Origin of the sequence: Methylomonas montana (assembly GCF_030490285.1) — a bacterium.
Taxonomy (GTDB): Bacteria; Pseudomonadota; Gammaproteobacteria; order Methylococcales; family Methylomonadaceae; genus Methylomonas; species Methylomonas montana.
The window spans coordinates 4,279,238-4,296,412 of the sequence record NZ_CP129884.1 but is presented as its reverse complement, the minus strand read 5'-3'; the positions used below and the strand labels follow the sequence as shown (position 1 = coordinate 4,296,412).

Genomic DNA, 17,175 nt, shown 5'->3' with positions numbered 1-17,175 from the left:
ACTACTGGCCTTTTGTTCGAAGAATTTGCAAAAAACCTACGACGAACCAGCGCAAAATCATGATCCCTAAAAAAAGAATCAAGTAATTGATTAGATTTGAGTTTTCGTTTGATAACACTAAGGATGTCAAAACTAATCCAGCCCAATAGTAGTTACTTTCGTGAGATAGTTTGGCCGCTATAAACTCAACAAACTGAACAGTTAGCTCAGCCGCAGCAATAATGGCTAATATCAGAGTCCCGATAGTCCCAACAAAACTGAATTCTTCCGGCACCTTTACCCAGTCACTGATTAGCCAAATTAGCCCAAAGCATAATGTCAGCATTACTAAGCTTTTAAAGGCATCAAGAGACGGAGCTTTTGGCTGAAAGTGTTCAAAAAATCGTTGTAACCCACTCGGAAACTTCGCAAAGGTAGCGCCGCAAAATGGACAGACCGATCGAAGTGGTTGGCCATAATACGTCACCACTCTGGGCACCATGATTCGGTTACATTCGAGGCAATTGACCGTGGCATGATGGTCGGCCAATACCGACTTCACGGAGTTAATTGGGTGCTTGTTGGACGACAATCGAAAGCGATGTGATGATAACGAAGACATTAATGATCTCCTGTTTTTCGCAGTGGCTTAATTTTAATGCGGCCAACCTGAGTTGCCAAGCCCGAGCTCGTTTCGGCTTTGGTAATCATGTTCCTCCTGTAAATGCCGGCAGTGCCATTTTCAGAAGACAACTGCGCCTGTTCATTGGGCCGGCCATCCAATGTGCAGCGAACTTCTAAATGTGGCATGTCAGCAATCCTATGCACGACAGCCCTGAGATGTCGGAATTCCACAGAACTCGCCTGCACGACTGTTAAGGGTGTCGTTGCCTGTCAAGGGATCCAAACAAGATGGGCTAGCTATCTTTCCAGCCAGTTCTCTACGTTGAGGCCGCGGATGCGGCTGAATTCGCGCGTGTTGTCCGTCACTAGCGTAAGGCCGAGCGCATAGGCGTGTGCGGCGATCAGCAGATCGTTCATGCCGATAGGCTGGCCAGCGGCTTCCAGTTCAGTGCGGATGCCGCCATATTCGGTGTCAGCCGGAATATCCAGCGGCAACACCGGGATTGTTTCAAGGATGCCTTCTACCCTGGTGAGCAGCTTGGATGAGCCCTTCTTTGCGCAGCCATAGCGTAGTTCGGCGGCGACGATGATGCTGGTGACAATCTCTTTGGGTCCGACCTGCTCAATGCGACGTGCGGCAGGCCCATCCGGTCTGCGGATCACGTCGCTGATGATGTTCGTGTCCAACAGATATCCACTCAAAATATGTCCTCCGGCTGGGCGGGCATATCCTCGACAGCAGGGAACTGATCTTCTGGCCCTAGCGGCGCCTCCTTCTTCCACTCGGCCAGCAGTTCGACGATGTTTGTTGGCCGGGTCACTGGCTCGATGATAAGTTTATTGCCTTCGCGATGGATCATCACGCGATCCCCCGGTAACTCGAACTCCACAGGAATCCGAACCGCCTGACTGCGGTTGTTGCGAAACAGCTTGGCCTCCTTGGGCCTGGACGGGGTCGATAGGGTAGGCATGGCGTTGTTCTCCAATGTATATGCCACACTGTATATGCCTGACTGCACCATGTCAATCGGCCGGTCTGCACTTCACTGCACAACTATTAGCGGTACACTTGTCCGTAAAACGATCATTAGGCGGCCATGCCGGACAATGTCCGTTAATAAGCTTGATTTATGCGATTACGGACATTATGACAGGCGGACGAATTAACGAATAAAAGGATAATAATGGCATTGATCGGTTACGCCAGGGTATCAACGACTGAACTGGATACTGCCTTGCAAACTGACGCGCTAAGCAAGGTGGGCTGTAAGCAGATTTTCGAAGATACGGTTTCCGGGGCTAAAGCCGAACACCCCTGCCTTGCCGCCGCCGCTGCACGCCTGAAAATTAGCAAGACGGATTTATGCGCAGCATTGCAATCGGCCAGCGCAGCAGACTCATGATATTTCGTGTGGTCGACTTCTGAAAATGGCAGTCAGCCTGCAACTACAAGGAAGCCAAGGTCTTAAAAGCGGGTACGGAAACAACCTTACGGTTAATCCCATCACGCAAATGTTCGTCATGTACTTGATTTGTTTTTCATGGCGCACATTTGGCAGACGGGCTTAAAATTGCTGTCATAGATGATCAGGAAATCATGATGACACCGACTGCAGTAGCGCAATTTCACCATGCCAGCTTGAAAAGCCTCAGCAATCACCCAAGCCTCGGTGAAATTGGCCGGCCTGATTTTACCGAAAGGTCGTCGTTCACGGATATGACCTGGAAAGGCTTTGCAAAAATAATCCCAGGCAAACATCACAGCATTAATGTCTATGCCGGTTTTCACGTTACGCAGACTAGCACAACGATAAATGGACACAAATAATGCCATGTATAAATAAGTTTCGCGGGCCTGCGTGATCATCTCGAGGCTAGGGATTTTCCCTGGCAGAGGCCTTTCTCGGTGCAGCTTATAAAAAATATGCTGTAAATCCTTGTCGCGCAGGCATGTAATGACTTTTTTGACGATCGATGTGCGCAATTTTCGCTTTAGCAATTCATATAACAACCAATGCTCATACCACTGCATTTGGTAAGTGTGCGATTGCCTCACGATGATCCATCCTGGGCAAGTATCATTAGTAACTCTTTGGCCCGGTGTTCTGGAGACTCTGAAGCAAATGTTTGTGTTTCCATAAATTCTCGCCAGTGACTGGGATTGAAGCGAGGGCAAAATTTTAGATAGTCGCTTCCAGCCAATGCTTTCATCTGCTTGGTTGTCATGTTGCGAAGTATTTCAATGGCTTCTGCCGGCAAACCAAGATAAAACTGGGCTTTATGCGCATCGCCGGTTGCGATCATCTCTTTGGCCACCAGCAAGTAATCCAGGTTAAGGTTATACAGATTATCGTCCATTGAGATGACGTGCCTAAATGACCGATCTGATAAGCTCAGCTACGGTAATGACTTTTTTGCCATACTCGATAGCGGCAGGAATGTCTTTCCAGTGGTAATAACGCCCGATACCCAAGGCGGGGTTATCCGGCGCCGATTGAATCGCTTTGGCAAGCAACCCTGCGCCTATCTCGAGGTTGGTGATTGGATCGAGCAACTGTTCGGGTTTGTCCACTCGATGACCATGCCAACGCAGATTGACTTGCATCATGCCGACGTCCACATTACGGTTACCGTCAGCGAGCAACTGCTTAAGCTGGATGACAGCATCTTGTTTGCTTGTTGTCATGATCGTTTTGCCGGCATGATTGAGCGCCCAAGGCCAAGGCGTCACTTGGTTATTTTGGTGATGATTTCTCGACTCGATCAGCGCTACTGCATACAAGACATAGGGATCCAGTTGATGCCGTGCAGCGACTTGCCCCCATACCGTGTTTTTCAGTGAAGGTTTGGCAGAAAGGACGGTGGCCGATCGGACATGCATCTGGTTTTCGGCCGCCCAAATTAACTCGGTGTAAACACTAGACATCAAGCCTAGTAATAAAGCGATATGACTGGGTATAAGTGGTAATGGTCTGCGCCGACTTTGTACGGGTAAGGATTTGAGTTGACTCAACATGGCACACTCTCGATTAAATGAACATCAATGAAAGTGTAAAACCTGCTGCTGAAGAAAACTGGTTTGAAAAATCACCCTTAGGGTCGATATTCGTGGAATATGGACAAAATGTACTTTGGGCATCAGCAATAGATATAGCATTGGCACCCTTTGTCGATTTCCATGTGATCAAAGCAATAGCATGACAATAAATCTCCTTAAACAAACATTAGGAGTTCGTCATGAATCAAGAAAACCCAAGCCATCGGCATACGCCCTGGAACAAGGGCAAGTTGATTGGTCAGAAATCGCCTCTGAAATTGAAGGAAATTTGGGCCATACGTATTCGTTTACAGATGGACAAAAACACGCGCGAGCTTGCGTTGTTCAACCTGGCCATTGATAGCAAATTACGAGGCTGCGATTTGGTCAAGCTCAAGGTCTGCGATATTGCCCAGGCAGGTCGAGTATCATCTCGCTCAATCATATTAACCGTCCCATAAGTTCTCGCATGCAGCATGTTAAAATGGCGGCATGGAGAGAGCAGAAAAACGAAGCCAAAAGCGCAAAGAAGTCGTCGAAGCCGTAGTCGTGCGGAAAGAGCCCATCACACTTGTGGCGCGTGTCTTCAATATCCCGAAACGAACGGTATTTGAGTGGTTGGCCCGCTACCGTCAGGGCGGCTGGTCGGCATTGGCCGAAAAAAGTCGGCAGGGTCGCCCCAAGAAAGTCACAGCGGATGACCTGAAATGGCTTTATGACGCGGTGACCATGGGCAACCCCTTAAATTACAAGTTGCCATTTTGCTTGTGGACAGCCAACACGATCCGTGCGCTGCTGGAGACAGAACGGGGGCTACGGCTGTCGAAAAGTGGGGTTTGCCGCCTCTGCTGGGGCACTTAGGCCTAAGCCCTCAACGTCCGCTGTACAAAGCTTACAAGCAAGACCCCGATAAAGTGAGGGCTTACCTTACTAAAACCTACCCTGAAGCTGTGTCGGAAGCGAAAAGATATGGAGCACGCCTTTATTTCGTCGATGAAGCGAGTTTTCGCAGCGATGCCCATCGAGGTACGACCTGGGGCAAGATCGGTGAAACACCGGTTGTCAGGGATAGTGGTGGGCGATTTGGCTTCAAGCTAATCAGTGCTGTTTCTGCTCGCGGCGACCTCCATTTTGACGTCATTGAGGGCACCATGAACGCCGACACCTTCATTGCCTTCCTGCAGAAACTACGTCACGACGCGGGTTGCCCGGTATTTATCATTGCCGACAACGCAAAATATCACCACAGCAAAAAAGTCAGCGCCTTTTTGGAGACACAGGCGGGTCAAATCATGATGGCCTTTCTGCCGCCCTATTCGCCTGAGTTGAATCCTGATGAACAAGTCTGGAACCATGCCAAGGCTCAAGCAGGCAAACGAAGCATTAGAAACAAACAAGAAATGGAAGCCGTCATCTTCGCGACAATGCAAGCCATTCAACAAAAAATCGATCTGGTCAAAAGCTTTTTCCGGTTAACGGATACTGCCTATGCCAAGGATTTTGGGTAAGTGCTGCGCGAGAACTTTTGAGACGATTAATAATGCAGCAGAAAACACATAGACCTGTTCAATTTGAGATAACCGAACAAACCAGAGACTCATTAGCAAACTGGATTAGCCAGGCTCAATTGAAATCCGATGAATATCTTTTCCCTAGTCGAATTCATGAATCACCACACATTTCAACCCGGCAATATGCTCGCATTGTTGAGCACTGGGTGACATCGATCGGTCTTGATCCAGCAGCATACGGAACCCATACGATGCGCCGGACAAAGGCAACCTTGATTTACCGTCGGACAAAAAACTTGCGGGCTGTCCAACTATTGTTGGGTCATACCAAGCTTGAAAGTACTGTTCGTTATCTTGGAATAGAGGTTGATGACGCACTAGAAATTTCAGAGCAGACTGAAATTTAGCGCTTTTTGATGAGGTAGCAGTCGTGTATTTTTGACTGCTACCGATTTTGGGTGGCCTAATTCCAACCTATTTTGTCGGTCGCGTTGCACCAATGCGTTTTATGTCTAGCGGACGGGGTAACTGTCTAAATACAATGAGTTGGAAATCCAGTGAAGCCGCTAAATGGCAGCTTTTTGGCGAGTAATCTTGCATCGTCTTCGGCTCTACCCGGCCAATTTAGCTGTCGTTTAACACCCGGTTTAACCGGGGGCATTGAGCAGTTAGACGTCTGCGTGGGCTACCAGTTAGATCACGCTGGATTCTTCCTTCAATGCAAGCCAAGCCTGTAGTAAGTAGCCGACTAAGGCCGCAGCCTCATCAAGCGACATCGGGTGCCTTGGTGGCTGTTCGCTTTCCTTCCCGTGACGAGCTGCGTCCCCGGCAACTGTGACTGAGTTCGCTGAGTGCTTGAAACGTTTGAGATCATTGATTGATCCCCAGCCATGGCTTGCGAATGCGTTTTGACCTCCAAGGTCAGCCTCCACAACCTCATAGATTCTATATAGCCCAACCCAGGATTCTGAGTCCTTGTCCACACATAGTCGCAGTACCTTTGCAACCGCAGCGTCAGAAGAGGCGAGTTGGGCGAGCAGACGTGTTCTTGGCGGAGGATTAGGTTTTATAACGACGTTGCCTTGACTATCCGACGTGGTTACCGTGACTTCTCCACCTTCAACTCGTAGGTGAAGTCCCTCACGAATGTGAACGAATACGTCTCTTCCCCCAGTCTCGTGTTGCCAATAGACAGCCCCGCTTCGGAGGTGTTCATGTGCGCCTCGCGCAAGCTTGAGTACGCCAGATAACATGGCGAGCTCCTGCTCCGCTACATCGAGTGCATATTCCACCCCAAACCAGCCACCCATTCCGATTGAAAACAGCCACCTGTTCCGACTGAATGTCGGCCAGCCATTCCGATCACAAAACCGCCACCCGTTCCGATAAAAACCCGCCATTGGGCGGGTTCTGTTTTATGCCTGAATCCGGCAGGATTATTCTTTCACCTCCGTGTTTTGCCAACGCCGCTTTCGCATCGAGCCGCCCTTGAGTTCGATGCGGTGGGCACCGCTGACCAATCGATCAAGAATGGCGTCGGCCAAAGTCGAGTTACCTCCGCTCAAGTAATCATGCCAACGATCCACCGGCAGCTGACTGGTAACCAGCGTCGACCGGTTGCCGGTCCGCTGCTCGATGACTTCCAATAAATCACTGCGGCCGATGGCGTTCATCGCAGCAATGCCAAAGTCATCCAGAATCAGCAAATCCGCCTTGGCCAGTTGATTCAGCCGTTTGCGAAAACTGCCATCGCCGTGGGCGATAGCCAGGTCTTCCAATAGCAATGGCAATCGATGGAATATTACAGTCAACCCCAGTCGGCAAGCTCGATTGCCCAAGGCGCAGCCCAACCAGGTTTTGCCGGTTCCGGTTGGGCCGGTCATCAACAGGTTAGTGCCTTGGCGAATCCACTGGCATTGCGCAAGCGAGGCCATTGCACTACGCTCCAACCCGCGTTCCGGCAGATAATCGATGTCTTCGAGGCTGCCGTTTTCCCGGAATTTGGCCGCTTTCAATAAGCGTTGCAAACGACGATTCTCCCGGAAGGTCATTTCCTGGTCGATCAACAGGCCGAAACGCTCCTCAAACGATAAGTGATGAGCAGACGGATTTATCAATTGATCCTCGAAACCCTTGGCAAGACCGGATAATTTCATTTCATGCAATTTGCGTAATGTTTCCTGACTTAACATTTTCCTGGTCCTCAATGATAGTGATGTGGGCCGCGAACATTGTCATGCTCGAAATTAGCTTCCTGGCGTTCTTCTTCGGTCGATAGCACCCGATCCAATTGATTGCGCAGAATGGATCGCACGTTATTGACAGATGTGGCGCCGATTTCAATCGCTCGCTGGCAAGCAGGGTTGAGCCGGTCCTCGCCATAGTCTTTTGCCAGCCCTTTTAAGGTGTTGTGCATGCGATAGCCCTGTTCGTGGGTTTTTGTGTCGATCAGAAGTTGTGCCATAAACTGGTGGACGTGGTGGCCCATTTGCTCGGCCCAAGCCAATGCTTGGTCGGGTTGCCACAAACCGTAATGCCGGTGCGAGGCTTCCATGTGCTCCGGAACGGTAACTTTGGCAACGCCAAACTGTCGGGCATGGCTGGCCACCCGTCGTCCTCGAGATAGCACCTCCAGGGTCGACGCAGTAATCCGCAACTCGATTTCCTGTTTTTTGTATTGATACGGTACGCTGTAATAACAGCCGTCAAATTCGACGTGGTAATCAAGGCCGACTCGGGCTTTATGAAATTCCGCGTAATGATAAGGCGAGGCCGGTAACGAATTCATAGCTGGCCGATCGAGGTTTTCAAACGCTACCCGCCGGCAACCGGGCAGTTTTTGAAAGGGGCGGTTATTCAAATCCACCAACAATTCGGCGATGGCCTGATTCATCTCGGCCAGACTATGAAACACCCGTTTGCGCAGCCGAAACAGAATCCAGCGTTCCACGATCAGCACACCGTTTTCGGCTTTAGCTTTATCCTTGGGCTTGTAGGGACGTGCCGGCGAAATCACGGTGCCATAATGATCGGCCAGATTTTGATAGGTGGCATTGACAACCGGTTCCCGCCGGCTGGCCTTATTGACGGCCGACTTGAGGTTATCGCACACCACCGCGGCCGGTACCGAACCGAAAAACTCGAACATCCGCACATGGGCGGCAATCCAATTCGGCAAGCTCTGCGACAAATGCCCCTCGGCATAGGTATAACAGGAGGCGCCCAGCACGCCGACAAAAATTTGCACGTGGCGAATAAAACCACTAACCCGGTCTGCCAGCGGCAAAGTCGGGCCCGCGTAATCCACGAATACCTTCTCGCCAGCGATATGGATTTGCCGCATGGAACGTTTCAACGACGCCACGAATTCCTGATGGCGCAGGCAAAACATGCTGTATCCCAGACCACCGGGGTATTCGGTCAGATATTCCACATGCAACACCATCAAGGTGGCGTCTTTGCGTTTCAATTGTTGATGAATCTCCGCCCAGTCTGGTTCCGGCTTACGTCCGGTTTTGGCGACCGTTGCGGCTGGAAATAAGCGTTGCTCCAATTCGGCGTCGTCAACGCCCTCGGCAATCGGCCAGCCGATACGGGCCGCTGCCGCGCGGGTCAAATAATCGGCGACGGCGTCTCTGGACAATCCAAGACTTCCAGCAATCTGCCGGCGGCTGAGTTTCGATTCATAATGCAGGCGTAACACCTGGCGGATTTTTCTCATGGCAATTCTCCTGTTGGCCATCATTCGACCTCGTTGGCACTAACCAACGTTTTTCTCCAGTGGGGTTAGATACCGGCACGTTGCAGCCTCACAGCACAAGTAGCGGCGATAAAAAAGACATATAGGTAGGCCGCCCGTACTTGACAGACGGGCAAGGGAATCGCAGAATTGACATCGAAGGCACACTTCAAATGCAGTTCCGCGAAGCCTCTGGAGCGCTAACTCCAGGGGCTTTGCTATTCCTGGCCTTGTGTACGGTCAGCAAGTTTTAAGTCATGTTTTTTCTCCTGTTGTCGATTCGGCTTTGATTTTGGTGCGATGCGATGACGGACCTCTCGGTTTGAAACTGTAACGTTCAGGCCAAATCTCCTCGATCCGACATTCCAACAGACCTGCGATATAGCGGGCAATCTCGTAGGCCGTAATCCGGTCATGAATCACGTTATTCACCACGCCACCTGATACGCCTAATTCGCGAGCAATTTGCGCTTGGCTTTTGCCCAGGCGTTGCAAACGGTAAATGATTTCAATGGCGTCCATCGTGGCTAAAGGTGACATCGTTTCGGGCTGCGAGTAATCTATCGTTAATTAAACAACAATTATTGTAACTCAATAGAGTTTCAATATAACTCCATAAATGATGATTATGCAACATAACCCGCCTCAAAAAGCTAACTTGGGTCTGGAGGGTTTCGCTAACCGACTGACTCAGCTCATTGCTCAATCCACGCCCAGTCAAGCTGAATTTGCCCGCCGTATTGGCATATCCACCGGCTTTCTGAGTGATGTAGTCCGTGGACTCAAGAAGCCGGGTACCGAATTTTTCTATGCCATCCGCACCGAATTCGGCGCATCGATCGATTGGCTGCTCACCGGCGAAGGCACGATGTTTGGGCGTAACGATATTGATCTGGATTTACTGAGGAACATTGAGCTTTATATCGCCGTCGCCCGTTCGGCCGTTGTGGATGCCGACCCAACCGCCAAAGCGCTGCTACTGCTTTGTCAAGCCGGCCAGTTACAAGAGGCCCTGGCCGATCCTGCTTTAAATGATTTTCTGGAACGCATCGCGCCCCTCAGCGACCTCAATTTAGCGGCAGAACTCTACAACAGCCATCTTTGGTACCACGATCCTACATTCCGTCGGCGCAACCTGCTCGCCGCCGCCCAAGCCCACTTTGAAGCACAAAAACCGCACGACAAACGAGCCGCCTTTGCCGATACGGCCAATTCTACAGTCCAGATCAATTTTGGCGGTTCGCAACGTAACGCCGGCCGCGACTACAACGAAAAATAAATTCTTTAAACCAAAGGAGATTGTAAAGCAATGAACAAGGAACAAGACCAAAACACCCACCCAAACAACCACACCCGCGCTCACATCAACATCGACGGCATTCAGCGCAATTCGGGCCGCGATTACTACGAAAACATTACCCTAGGTTCGATTAAAACCCTGCTTCTGTGCGCCCCAAAAGCCCTGCTTGATCGGATAGCGTTGGATAACTCAAGAATGTTCGAATACCGGTTTGGTTTCGAAACGTCCCGAACGATTCGGCGGCAGATTCTGGCGATCCAGAATCGCTACGACTTTACCGACAAACAAATCCGTGGATTCCGTGTATCGGGCACGTTAAAAATCACCCACAAAGAAGCCAAACTGGCGCCCAGTCGGTTGGCGTTGGCAGCCGGCTGGGCGCAGGTCTGGATACTCAGCCTCTACAGCATGGTGATGTTGTACCTCGTGGGATATTCGCTTCCGCCTACGCCGAAACAGCTACAAGCCCTGGTGCTGCTCGGCGGATTCTGGCTGATCATGGCCTGGATGCTCAACAAGCTCTATATCGCGTCCTGGTACATCGCCAAACAGGCCGGCGTCCCGTTGGCATTCCGTCGGCGCATTCTGAACGCCGCCGGCCAAGACCGCTACAAAGAATAAAATCCTAATACCCCAGGAGATGATGAAGCAATGAACAAACAACAGAATCAAAACCACAACCACAACAGTACTCAACTCAATTTCGGCGGCATTCAACGCAACGCCAGCCGCGACTACTACGAGTATTTAGTGGCAAGCTCCCTCAAATTGCTGTTAGCGTGGACACCAACGGCGGAACTTGACCGGAGATCACTGGATAACCCTAAGCTATTCAAGTGCCGTTTCGGGTTTGCGCCACCGACTATCATTCGGAAACAGGTCATCGCCATTCGCCGGCAGTACGATTTCACGGATCAGCAAATCCGCTGGCTGCGCTACTCAGGCTTGTTAAAAATCACCGCCCAGGAAGCCAAGCTAGCGCCCAGTCAACTGATATTCATGGCAGGATGGCTGCAATTGGTCTTAGTTAGCCTGGTCTGCTCCTCCATGCTGTTTCAAATTACTTACCCCACCGCCATCGTTCCCGCCTGGAAACAAATGGCAGGATACCTATTCATTTGCGGATATTGGATGATGATGGCCTGGCCGCTAGGCAAGCTCTATCTGGAGCCATGGTACGTGCTGAAACGGGCAGGCGCATTAGCTGCCAAAAATCACCCGATAAGTTGACACCCGTATGTAGCCCCGAAACCAACGAGCCATAAACAAAAACTGACGGAGTAAAACTCAGGGCTGAACAAAGTTGTTTTCTCGGTGATTTCATCGGGTCATTACGAGATAAATAGATTTGTTTGGCAATAGGGATTCGGACGGAATTTGCAGTTAAGCCTGTTTCTAAGGGGAGCTGAACCGAAAAACCTGCTAAAGAACCTTCTACTTGCACACCCAAGGTCGTGTGAGTTGCGTGGCTTCTGCGTTACGTATTGCACACTAGTTGAACCAACTTGCGTATGAGAATCTTGAGAAATTAGTCGTTAAAAGCAATACGAAGTGGCGTCAAAACATATGAAGCTGGGAAGCGGTAAAACGTTGCCGCTTATTGTTGATGCTAGCTTTGAATAGCGGCAAGCCGATGCCGAAAAAGCCATCAGAACGCCATAAAGTCGTCAAAATTCATTGGCATAAATCATGCTGTCAATTTAAAAACTGATCCTGAATGTTTGAATTTCAAGTTTAAAAGGAGATAGATGATGTTTATTAACACAGCGTCAAATATATATTCAACTCGAGCGCCTACGGCCAGTACTAGCACTTATCCATCTAACTCAGCCAACAATATCACCACTGGGAATGCCGCTAGTGGCGGTGATAGCGTGCAAATAAGTAGTTCCGCGTATAAGGCATTAAACGACTCAAAAGCCACAACATCAGATGGCGTGAAGCTCATCTTTGATCGAGTAAATAGCGATCCTGAGTTCGCAAAGGAGATGGCTAACGTATATACGTACTCTAGAGACTTTGAGCTTGTAGATTTGAATGATTTGCCTAGCCTAAGCGACGCATCGGCTATGTCCGCATATACTCAGCAAGTCAAGAGCTTTGAAAATGAAGCGGATAAAATTAGAGACCAGCGAATTCAGATTTATACCGAGATGAAGGGCAGTGGGGCTAGTGACTCAGATATCTTTAACAAGATTATGCAGTTTAACAAAAATCTACCGGAAGATTACCAAGCAAAAACTGGCCTTGATAAATATAGCAAATATTTAAAATCGGCATGATGGCTCCAAAGACCGCCTAAATATTTAAAAATATAGAGGCGGTCATATTTTGCTTAATATTGGTAATTCACAATGACCTGATCGACTTGGCCATAAGCAGGCGGAGATACAGAGCCAGAACCAGCAACACCGAACGCATAAATCATTTTCTTATTCGCAAGAAGCCCATTGAAGCTTGAAGTGGAGCCACTTCCAGTACTAGTTACATTTATACATGCACTTGTTGTATCGTGGCACAGGTAGACTATCAAGCCAGTCGGATAACGGGATAGTCCCCACGACCAAACAACGGACGTAATGGTAGCTGTAGCAGGAATACTACCAACTGGGTTCAGTTGAAGATAGTAATAAATTCCTTTGCTATATAACGTCGGACCTCCAGCGCTATTCGCCCAAGCGCCGCCGCTGGCAAGAGGGACAATACCTAAACTTTCAACAGGATCAGATGATGTTCCCATTGGAGCTGACATAATTTCTGATGCAGGTATAAGCTGAACAGTGGCTGCCACAGACCCTGTCTGAGCCAGTGCAGACTGCATCAGTGCCATCAAGCTTATACTGAGAAGAATTTTCCTGCTGATTGATTTGGTAATTGTAGCGGCTTGCAATCAAAATCCCGCAAACCAGCAATCAGCGCAATTTTCGACCAGGATTAAATGCAAATGACGGGCGTTCAAACCGACATTATTTGCAACTGAACCTGCAATCATTCGCGCCGACCTGCAATTATCCACTGCAAACCAGCATTATTTGCAACTGAAATATGTCACTGGCCATCGGCGGCAGCCGGCCTAAAGCGGTCTATGAAAAATGCAAAAATTCAGTTTTCCGAATGGCTGGTTTATAGCGATCATTTGACAGCTATATTGTGCTCGTTTTCTAAACGCTTGAAATTCGCTAAACAGCATTGGCCTGACGGGTTCCTGATTTCACAGGCACATTCTCCGGCTTTGGTGCGTTGCATGACAAAATCCTTTATCGGTTCCGCACGCTGAGCTTTTAACGCCGATAAATACTGCTCGGCGTCAATATCAAAACAGTAACAAAGCGCGTCGTTTTGAATCGCCTGATAGCTTCGTAAATGCTGTTTGGGAATAGTGTTGCCTGCGTTGGAGAAGTAAGCAATTGAGCAAGTTTTTGCCGGGCAAAAATAATAGCTGTTACTGCTGAGCGCCTGATTCTCTGGAAACCGGACTTGATGATAAAGCGTAGCCATACCGACGCTTTTGCATGTGCAGCCGCATTCAGGGCAAATCTGTTTGGTTTTGGTGGATGTATTGGTGGGGCAGCAGCAATCAGACATAGATGTATCCTTGCCTTATCGAGCAACAGGTGTGGCAAGGGAACCCGGATAACCCGCATCCGCCGTGGCTTTGATCAAGGCTGCACTATCGGTTTTTTGGTTATCGAAGGTGATGGTGGCCGTTTTTGAATCGTAATCGACAGTCACTTCTTGTACGCCTTCGACTTTCTTCAAAGCTTTCTTGATGGTCACTGTACACATGGCACAGGTCATATTTTCTATGTTCAGCGTCACCGTTTGCTGCCGGTTTGGCTGTGCAACAGTCGTTTCAGCATGAGCTGCCGGCATCCACAACACACTTGATGACAAGCTTAAAATAAACAAACTGGATTTAATGGTCATATCTGAATCCTCTCAAGCCATGAAAAAAGGCGCTAACCAAGGAAAGGCCAGCAGTATCAAAATGAATGCGGAACCCAACCAAAACATCAGGCGTTGTCGGTGCTGGATGTCAGATGTGGCGCAGATTTCACCTGCCTCACAGCGGTCAGGCATTAGATAGAGTTTTCGATACCCTAACGCCATAAAGATTAGAGTCAGGATGATGAAAAATGGACGGACCGGTTCCAGTGCCGTCAACGTGCTAATCCATGCGCCGCCAATACCCAACGACAACAGTAAAAATGGCCCGACACAACAAGCCGAAGCCCCTACAGCGGCCAATAGGGCGCCGATACCCAGCCATGACTGGGTTTTTATGGGTGTTTCAGGGTCTGTATTCATGCGAATCTCCTCAACCAAACAATGTTCAATGCTGGCAAGAAGCTTAAACCCTGTTGTTTAGAACAGAGTCAAGTGCGTGATTTAAAATTAGGGCTGGGTTGATGCGTCTTCGCTAAACGCATCGAGAATAGCGCAATGAGTGGATGACGCTGTCTGCTGACAGTCGTTGACCAGAGTTCCCAATATCTGTCGGAGAGCCGTTAAATCCTTAATCTGTTGATCGATCTGCTGGCATTTCTGCTCGGCGAGTTGTCGAACGTCAGCACAATGCGCCCCATCAAGCGCTAACAAGGTGGCAATTTCCTTCAAGGTAAATCCAGCCTGTTGAGCACGTTTGATAAAACGGATTTGGATAACCGCATCATCCGAATAACAGCGATAACCGTTATCGGGTTTGTCAGGTTCCGGCAGTAAACCTATGCGTTGATAGTGGCGGATGGTTTCAATGGTGACTCCGGTTTGTTTGGCAAGTTTGCCTATGGTCAAAGACGACATTTCATTGAACCAAACGTTGAAGGGTTGTTATTTTCTCTCGGGTTTTCCAATCATCAGCTATTTAGAACTAACTATCAATAGTATCTGGAATGGCTGCTAGTGGTCTGATGCCTGTCTTCAAAGGAATCGGTGTCAAATGGACTGGTTTGGGTCGGTCTTTGTCGGTCAAGCGGCTGCTGACACCTACTTCGAAAAATAACCAGTCCAGGAAACGTACGTTTTCTGGACTCCATTAACCATCCGCCGCCCGTTACCAATCTACAAGGCTTTCTGAGTCCATAAACCTATTCCACAAAACAAGTTCCAGATAAACTGCGTTCATTAGACTTATTGGACTTTGGATTACGCGAACATGTGCAGAACTTCGAGGCCCAACCGGCAGTTGCAAATAATGTCGGTTTGCAGTGGATAATTGCAGGTCGGCGCGAATGATTGCAGGTTCAGTTGCAAATAATGTCGGTTTGAACGCCCGTCATTTGCATTTAATCCTGGTCGAAAATTGCGCTGATTGCTGGTCTACAGGTTTTTGATTGCAGGTTGCTACAGGTAATCATACCATTACACTCCTAAAAATAACTCCAAAATGTACTTCAGTTTGCGGGCAACGTGCTAAGCCCGCGAGGCAGTATAGTTTGAATACTAACATTTAAGATGTGTCACATTGTCGCAGACTCACTTGGTGTGTTAGCCAGTCGGCGCACGTTCTGAATTTCCTTCTCCAACCCCTCCAAAGCCAATCCTCACCATAAGAGTTCACGGTTTCCAAGCAGCGGTGGTGTATCCAACCCCATTGCCGTTCCATGAAATCCAATTGCCAAGCGTTTCACTGCTGTTCGGTTGGTGGTCAGCATGCCAATTGGGCGCGAGTACCACAGCCTTAGCTCAACAGCCAACCTCAACATCGGCGCCACCGGATGTTTTGGTATCGGAATGCCTGGTGGTTTTGAAGTCGGAATGGGTGGCGGTTTTTATCGGAATACGCAATCGAGAACTTCTTGAGATGTAGTGCAGTTGGAAAATGCGCTTGACTCATAGATGAAGCCGCCATTTTGCTCATCTCGGACCACGCGCATAGGAGGTGTAGTGAAGTGGAGCGCAAGATGCTCCAGATCGGATAGCCAACCCTGAATCTGGATCTGCCATTGGGGTAAGGTACTGGTCATAAGGTCTAACGGAAGATTAATGGTTTCTGTATGTATATCATCCGTGATTGATTCGGACTAAGTAATGGCTTACACGATAAGCATTTGCAACGATTCCTAGTGCAGCTATAACAGCGGCAAGAGCAGTCCAAGAGCATTCATGGGCGGAAGAGAAAAAGGCATAACGTAAAGCTAACCTGGCGCGGCCGGAAAGCTGAAAAATAAAACCGCATTATAACCGCGCTCCGGTTGAGCCTAAGGTCAGGCCAATATTGAAAGTTTGATCTGGCCCCGCGCTTGTTTATTATCTTAGGCAAAAGGCTGGCCAACCTACATTCAATCGCCACCAAGCTTCTATCGCATATCGAATCTCATAGTTATCAATAACCTGATAACTAATTCGCCATTTATAATCGGAAAACGGTGATTCATCAATAACGCATCCTAATTTCACGGTATCTGCATGACCTTGATTAAACAGATGCTGCTTAAGACGCTTTTTAATATCATCTTCGGTGCCAGAATAAGCAACATAGTAGTTGTCGCCTTCTTGATCAATAAGGCTAACCCCTTTAGGTGGGTTTTTACGGAGACGTTTTTCTTTGTTAAGAACTTCAGAAATAGCCTTTCTCAGTTCTTCTTTTGGCATAGTGGTTTCTATCCAGTAAACCCCTTGCGAAGCTGGAACATTAGTGTCAATACAGGATGTACTTTTAACATCAATGGTAACTTTATCTTTGTCTATGGCTTTACCATATTCATTTAAAAGGTTTTTCAAATTCTCAAGAATTTCTGACATATAGCCGTCTCTTTTGGTTGTATTGTCTAACAAGGAATAGACTTTTCTGTAAATTATCGATGATAAATAACAACGACCGAAATTGATCAAATTGTCGCCATTGAATCAGATGGAGTGATCGACCGCAATGGGTCGCTATGTTAATCTACACATAGGGGTCGGTTTTGTTGGCCAGTTTGAGACAGACGATAGTTTCCAGTGAACGGCTGCTTAACCTTGAAAAGCGGTCATTCAGAAGCCG

General features: G+C 48.7%; 25 protein-coding genes. 10 read left to right on the top strand and 15 right to left on the bottom strand.

Features of this window, described 5'->3' with window-relative positions:
- Position 1: 1 nt before the first annotated feature.
- From QZJ86_RS19840 to QZJ86_RS19825, 4 genes are all read right to left on the bottom strand, one after another.
- Positions 2-601 carry a hypothetical protein gene (locus tag QZJ86_RS19840; RefSeq protein WP_301672252.1) on the bottom strand — a complete coding sequence of 200 codons (600 nt, stop codon included), beginning with the start codon at positions 599-601 and terminating at the stop codon, positions 2-4.
- On the bottom strand, positions 601-789 hold the full coding sequence (locus tag QZJ86_RS19835) for a hypothetical protein (protein ID WP_301672251.1): 189 nt from the start codon (positions 787-789) through the stop codon (positions 601-603). The genes QZJ86_RS19840 and QZJ86_RS19835 overlap by 1 nt, the downstream gene beginning before the upstream one ends.
- A 111-nt stretch (positions 790-900) precedes the next feature.
- Entirely contained in the window at positions 901-1,290 is a 390-nt protein-coding gene (locus QZJ86_RS19830; RefSeq protein ID WP_301672250.1) for a type II toxin-antitoxin system VapC family toxin, read from the bottom strand.
- A gap of 11 nt (positions 1,291-1,301) precedes the next feature.
- On the bottom strand, positions 1,302-1,574 hold the full coding sequence (locus QZJ86_RS19825) for an antitoxin (RefSeq protein WP_256604569.1): 273 nt from the start codon (positions 1,572-1,574) through the stop codon (positions 1,302-1,304).
- A 213-nt stretch (positions 1,575-1,787) separates the two neighbouring features.
- Between QZJ86_RS19825 and QZJ86_RS19820 the strand changes: the two genes are divergently transcribed.
- Positions 1,788-2,006 (top strand): recombinase family protein, encoded by a 219-nt coding sequence (locus QZJ86_RS19820; RefSeq protein ID WP_455429801.1) that lies wholly within the window; start codon positions 1,788-1,790, stop codon positions 2,004-2,006.
- Between the two features lie 116 nt (positions 2,007-2,122).
- Here the strand turns inward: QZJ86_RS19820 and QZJ86_RS19815 are convergent, their stop codons facing one another.
- Genes QZJ86_RS19815 through QZJ86_RS19805 form a run of 3 tightly spaced genes read right to left on the bottom strand, consistent with a single transcriptional unit; the run spans position 2,123 to position 3,619 of the window.
- Positions 2,123-2,659 carry a FlhC family transcriptional regulator gene (locus tag QZJ86_RS19815; protein ID WP_301672249.1) on the bottom strand — a complete coding sequence of 179 codons (537 nt, stop codon included), beginning with the start codon at positions 2,657-2,659 and terminating at the stop codon, positions 2,123-2,125.
- On the bottom strand, positions 2,656-2,961 hold the full coding sequence (locus QZJ86_RS19810) for a flagellar transcriptional regulator FlhD (RefSeq protein ID WP_292573926.1): 306 nt from the start codon (positions 2,959-2,961) through the stop codon (positions 2,656-2,658). Before QZJ86_RS19810 ends, QZJ86_RS19815 begins: the two co-directional genes overlap by 4 nt.
- A 13-nt stretch (positions 2,962-2,974) precedes the next feature.
- Complete coding sequence (locus QZJ86_RS19805) at positions 2,975-3,619, bottom strand: transglycosylase SLT domain-containing protein (RefSeq protein WP_301672248.1); 645 nt, start codon at positions 3,617-3,619, stop codon at positions 2,975-2,977.
- 17 nt (positions 3,620-3,636) lie between these two features.
- On the opposite strand from QZJ86_RS19805, the gene QZJ86_RS19800 reads away from it, so the two are divergent.
- The 5 genes from QZJ86_RS19800 to QZJ86_RS19780 are packed head-to-tail and all read left to right on the top strand — an operon-like array spanning position 3,637 to position 5,558.
- Positions 3,637-3,804: a hypothetical protein gene (locus tag QZJ86_RS19800; RefSeq protein WP_301672247.1), complete on the top strand. Its 168-nt coding sequence runs from the start codon at positions 3,637-3,639 to the stop codon at positions 3,802-3,804.
- Between the two features lie 36 nt (positions 3,805-3,840).
- The gene (locus tag QZJ86_RS19795; protein ID WP_301672246.1) at positions 3,841-4,101 is read left to right on the top strand and encodes a site-specific integrase; all 261 of its coding nucleotides are present in this window, start codon (positions 3,841-3,843) and stop codon (positions 4,099-4,101) included.
- A gap of 31 nt (positions 4,102-4,132) precedes the next feature.
- A complete protein-coding gene (locus tag QZJ86_RS19790) occupies positions 4,133-4,501 on the top strand; it encodes a helix-turn-helix domain-containing protein (RefSeq protein ID WP_301672245.1) in 369 nt (122 codons plus the stop codon).
- A complete protein-coding gene (locus QZJ86_RS19785; protein WP_301672244.1) occupies positions 4,477-5,148 on the top strand; it encodes an IS630 family transposase in 672 nt (223 codons plus the stop codon). The genes QZJ86_RS19790 and QZJ86_RS19785 overlap by 25 nt, the downstream gene beginning before the upstream one ends.
- Positions 5,149-5,180: 32 nt before the next feature.
- A complete protein-coding gene (locus QZJ86_RS19780) occupies positions 5,181-5,558 on the top strand; it encodes a tyrosine-type recombinase/integrase (RefSeq protein ID WP_301672243.1) in 378 nt (125 codons plus the stop codon).
- A 1,029-nt stretch (positions 5,559-6,587) separates the two neighbouring features.
- Here the strand turns inward: QZJ86_RS19780 and istB are convergent.
- The 3 genes from istB to QZJ86_RS19765 all read right to left on the bottom strand — a co-directional run bounded on the left by istB (position 6,588) and on the right by QZJ86_RS19765 (position 9,430).
- The gene (gene istB, locus QZJ86_RS19775) at positions 6,588-7,343 is read right to left on the bottom strand and encodes an IS21-like element helper ATPase IstB (RefSeq protein ID WP_301672242.1); all 756 of its coding nucleotides are present in this window, start codon (positions 7,341-7,343) and stop codon (positions 6,588-6,590) included.
- A gap of 11 nt (positions 7,344-7,354) precedes the next feature.
- Positions 7,355-8,872 (bottom strand): IS21 family transposase, encoded by a 1,518-nt coding sequence (gene istA / locus QZJ86_RS19770; protein WP_301672241.1) that lies wholly within the window; start codon positions 8,870-8,872, stop codon positions 7,355-7,357.
- Positions 8,873-9,145: 273 nt separating this feature from the next.
- Entirely contained in the window at positions 9,146-9,430 is a 285-nt protein-coding gene (locus QZJ86_RS19765) for a helix-turn-helix domain-containing protein (protein WP_301672240.1), read from the bottom strand.
- Positions 9,431-9,518: 88 nt separating this feature from the next.
- Here QZJ86_RS19765 and QZJ86_RS19760 point away from each other — a divergent pair, with 88 nt between their 5' ends.
- The 4 genes from QZJ86_RS19760 to QZJ86_RS19745 all read left to right on the top strand — a co-directional run bounded on the left by QZJ86_RS19760 (position 9,519) and on the right by QZJ86_RS19745 (position 12,472).
- Positions 9,519-10,169, top strand: a complete 651-nt coding sequence (locus tag QZJ86_RS19760) for a helix-turn-helix domain-containing protein (protein WP_301672239.1) — start codon at positions 9,519-9,521, stop codon at positions 10,167-10,169.
- A gap of 30 nt (positions 10,170-10,199) precedes the next feature.
- A complete protein-coding gene (locus QZJ86_RS19755; RefSeq protein ID WP_301672238.1) occupies positions 10,200-10,811 on the top strand; it encodes a hypothetical protein in 612 nt (203 codons plus the stop codon).
- A gap of 30 nt (positions 10,812-10,841) precedes the next feature.
- Complete coding sequence (locus QZJ86_RS19750; RefSeq protein WP_301672237.1) at positions 10,842-11,420, top strand: hypothetical protein; 579 nt, start codon at positions 10,842-10,844, stop codon at positions 11,418-11,420.
- 518 nt (positions 11,421-11,938) lie between these two features.
- Complete coding sequence (locus tag QZJ86_RS19745; protein WP_301672236.1) at positions 11,939-12,472, top strand: hypothetical protein; 534 nt, start codon at positions 11,939-11,941, stop codon at positions 12,470-12,472.
- Between the two features lie 53 nt (positions 12,473-12,525).
- Here the strand turns inward: QZJ86_RS19745 and QZJ86_RS19740 are convergent, their stop codons facing one another.
- From QZJ86_RS19740 to QZJ86_RS19715, 5 genes are all read right to left on the bottom strand, one after another.
- Entirely contained in the window at positions 12,526-13,020 is a 495-nt protein-coding gene (locus QZJ86_RS19740; RefSeq protein ID WP_301672235.1) for a flagellar protein FlhE, read from the bottom strand.
- 302 nt (positions 13,021-13,322) lie between these two features.
- Positions 13,323-13,775, bottom strand: coding sequence for a putative iron-sulfur cluster-binding metallochaperone (locus QZJ86_RS19735; protein ID WP_301672234.1), 453 nt, complete (start codon positions 13,773-13,775; stop codon positions 13,323-13,325).
- Positions 13,776-13,790: 15 nt separating this feature from the next.
- Positions 13,791-14,498: a MerT/CopZ fusion-like heavy metal transport selenoprotein gene (locus tag QZJ86_RS21640; RefSeq protein ID WP_331725267.1), complete on the bottom strand. Its 708-nt coding sequence runs from the start codon at positions 14,496-14,498 to the stop codon at positions 13,791-13,793.
- 87 nt (positions 14,499-14,585) lie between these two features.
- Positions 14,586-14,993 carry a MerR family transcriptional regulator gene (locus QZJ86_RS19720; RefSeq protein ID WP_301672232.1) on the bottom strand — a complete coding sequence of 136 codons (408 nt, stop codon included), beginning with the start codon at positions 14,991-14,993 and terminating at the stop codon, positions 14,586-14,588.
- 1,446 nt (positions 14,994-16,439) lie between these two features.
- Positions 16,440-16,934: a hypothetical protein gene (locus QZJ86_RS19715; protein ID WP_301672231.1), complete on the bottom strand. Its 495-nt coding sequence runs from the start codon at positions 16,932-16,934 to the stop codon at positions 16,440-16,442.
- Positions 16,935-17,175: the final 241 nt, after the last annotated feature.

Excerpts from the sequence above, each read along its gene's own strand:
- QZJ86_RS19840 (WP_301672252.1), bottom strand. The coding sequence starts at position 601 with ATGTCTTCGTTATCATCACATCGCTTTCGATTGTCGTCCAACAAGCAC.
- QZJ86_RS19835 (WP_301672251.1), bottom strand. The coding sequence starts at position 789 with ATGCCACATTTAGAAGTTCGCTGCACATTGGATGGCCGGCCCAATGAA.
- QZJ86_RS19825 (WP_256604569.1), bottom strand. The coding sequence starts at position 1,574 with ATGCCTACCCTATCGACCCCGTCCAGGCCCAAGGAGGCCAAGCTGTTT.
- QZJ86_RS19820 (WP_455429801.1), top strand. The coding sequence starts at position 1,788 with ATGGCATTGATCGGTTACGCCAGGGTATCAACGACTGAACTGGATACT.
- QZJ86_RS19810 (WP_292573926.1), bottom strand. The coding sequence starts at position 2,961 with ATGGACGATAATCTGTATAACCTTAACCTGGATTACTTGCTGGTGGCC.
- QZJ86_RS19805 (WP_301672248.1), bottom strand. The coding sequence starts at position 3,619 with ATGTTGAGTCAACTCAAATCCTTACCCGTACAAAGTCGGCGCAGACCA.
- QZJ86_RS19800 (WP_301672247.1), top strand. The coding sequence starts at position 3,637 with ATGAACATCAATGAAAGTGTAAAACCTGCTGCTGAAGAAAACTGGTTT.
- QZJ86_RS19795 (WP_301672246.1), top strand. The coding sequence starts at position 3,841 with ATGAATCAAGAAAACCCAAGCCATCGGCATACGCCCTGGAACAAGGGC.
- QZJ86_RS19790 (WP_301672245.1), top strand. The coding sequence starts at position 4,133 with ATGGAGAGAGCAGAAAAACGAAGCCAAAAGCGCAAAGAAGTCGTCGAA.
- QZJ86_RS19780 (WP_301672243.1), top strand. The coding sequence starts at position 5,181 with ATGCAGCAGAAAACACATAGACCTGTTCAATTTGAGATAACCGAACAA.
- istB (WP_301672242.1), bottom strand. The coding sequence starts at position 7,343 with ATGTTAAGTCAGGAAACATTACGCAAATTGCATGAAATGAAATTATCC.
- istA (WP_301672241.1), bottom strand. The coding sequence starts at position 8,872 with ATGAGAAAAATCCGCCAGGTGTTACGCCTGCATTATGAATCGAAACTC.
- QZJ86_RS19765 (WP_301672240.1), bottom strand. The coding sequence starts at position 9,430 with ATGTCACCTTTAGCCACGATGGACGCCATTGAAATCATTTACCGTTTG.
- QZJ86_RS19760 (WP_301672239.1), top strand. The coding sequence starts at position 9,519 with ATGCAACATAACCCGCCTCAAAAAGCTAACTTGGGTCTGGAGGGTTTC.
- QZJ86_RS19755 (WP_301672238.1), top strand. The coding sequence starts at position 10,200 with ATGAACAAGGAACAAGACCAAAACACCCACCCAAACAACCACACCCGC.
- QZJ86_RS19750 (WP_301672237.1), top strand. The coding sequence starts at position 10,842 with ATGAACAAACAACAGAATCAAAACCACAACCACAACAGTACTCAACTC.
- QZJ86_RS19745 (WP_301672236.1), top strand. The coding sequence starts at position 11,939 with ATGATGTTTATTAACACAGCGTCAAATATATATTCAACTCGAGCGCCT.
- QZJ86_RS19740 (WP_301672235.1), bottom strand. The coding sequence starts at position 13,020 with ATGGCACTGATGCAGTCTGCACTGGCTCAGACAGGGTCTGTGGCAGCC.
- QZJ86_RS19735 (WP_301672234.1), bottom strand. The coding sequence starts at position 13,775 with ATGTCTGATTGCTGCTGCCCCACCAATACATCCACCAAAACCAAACAG.
- QZJ86_RS19720 (WP_301672232.1), bottom strand. The coding sequence starts at position 14,993 with ATGTCGTCTTTGACCATAGGCAAACTTGCCAAACAAACCGGAGTCACC.
- QZJ86_RS19715 (WP_301672231.1), bottom strand. The coding sequence starts at position 16,934 with ATGTCAGAAATTCTTGAGAATTTGAAAAACCTTTTAAATGAATATGGT.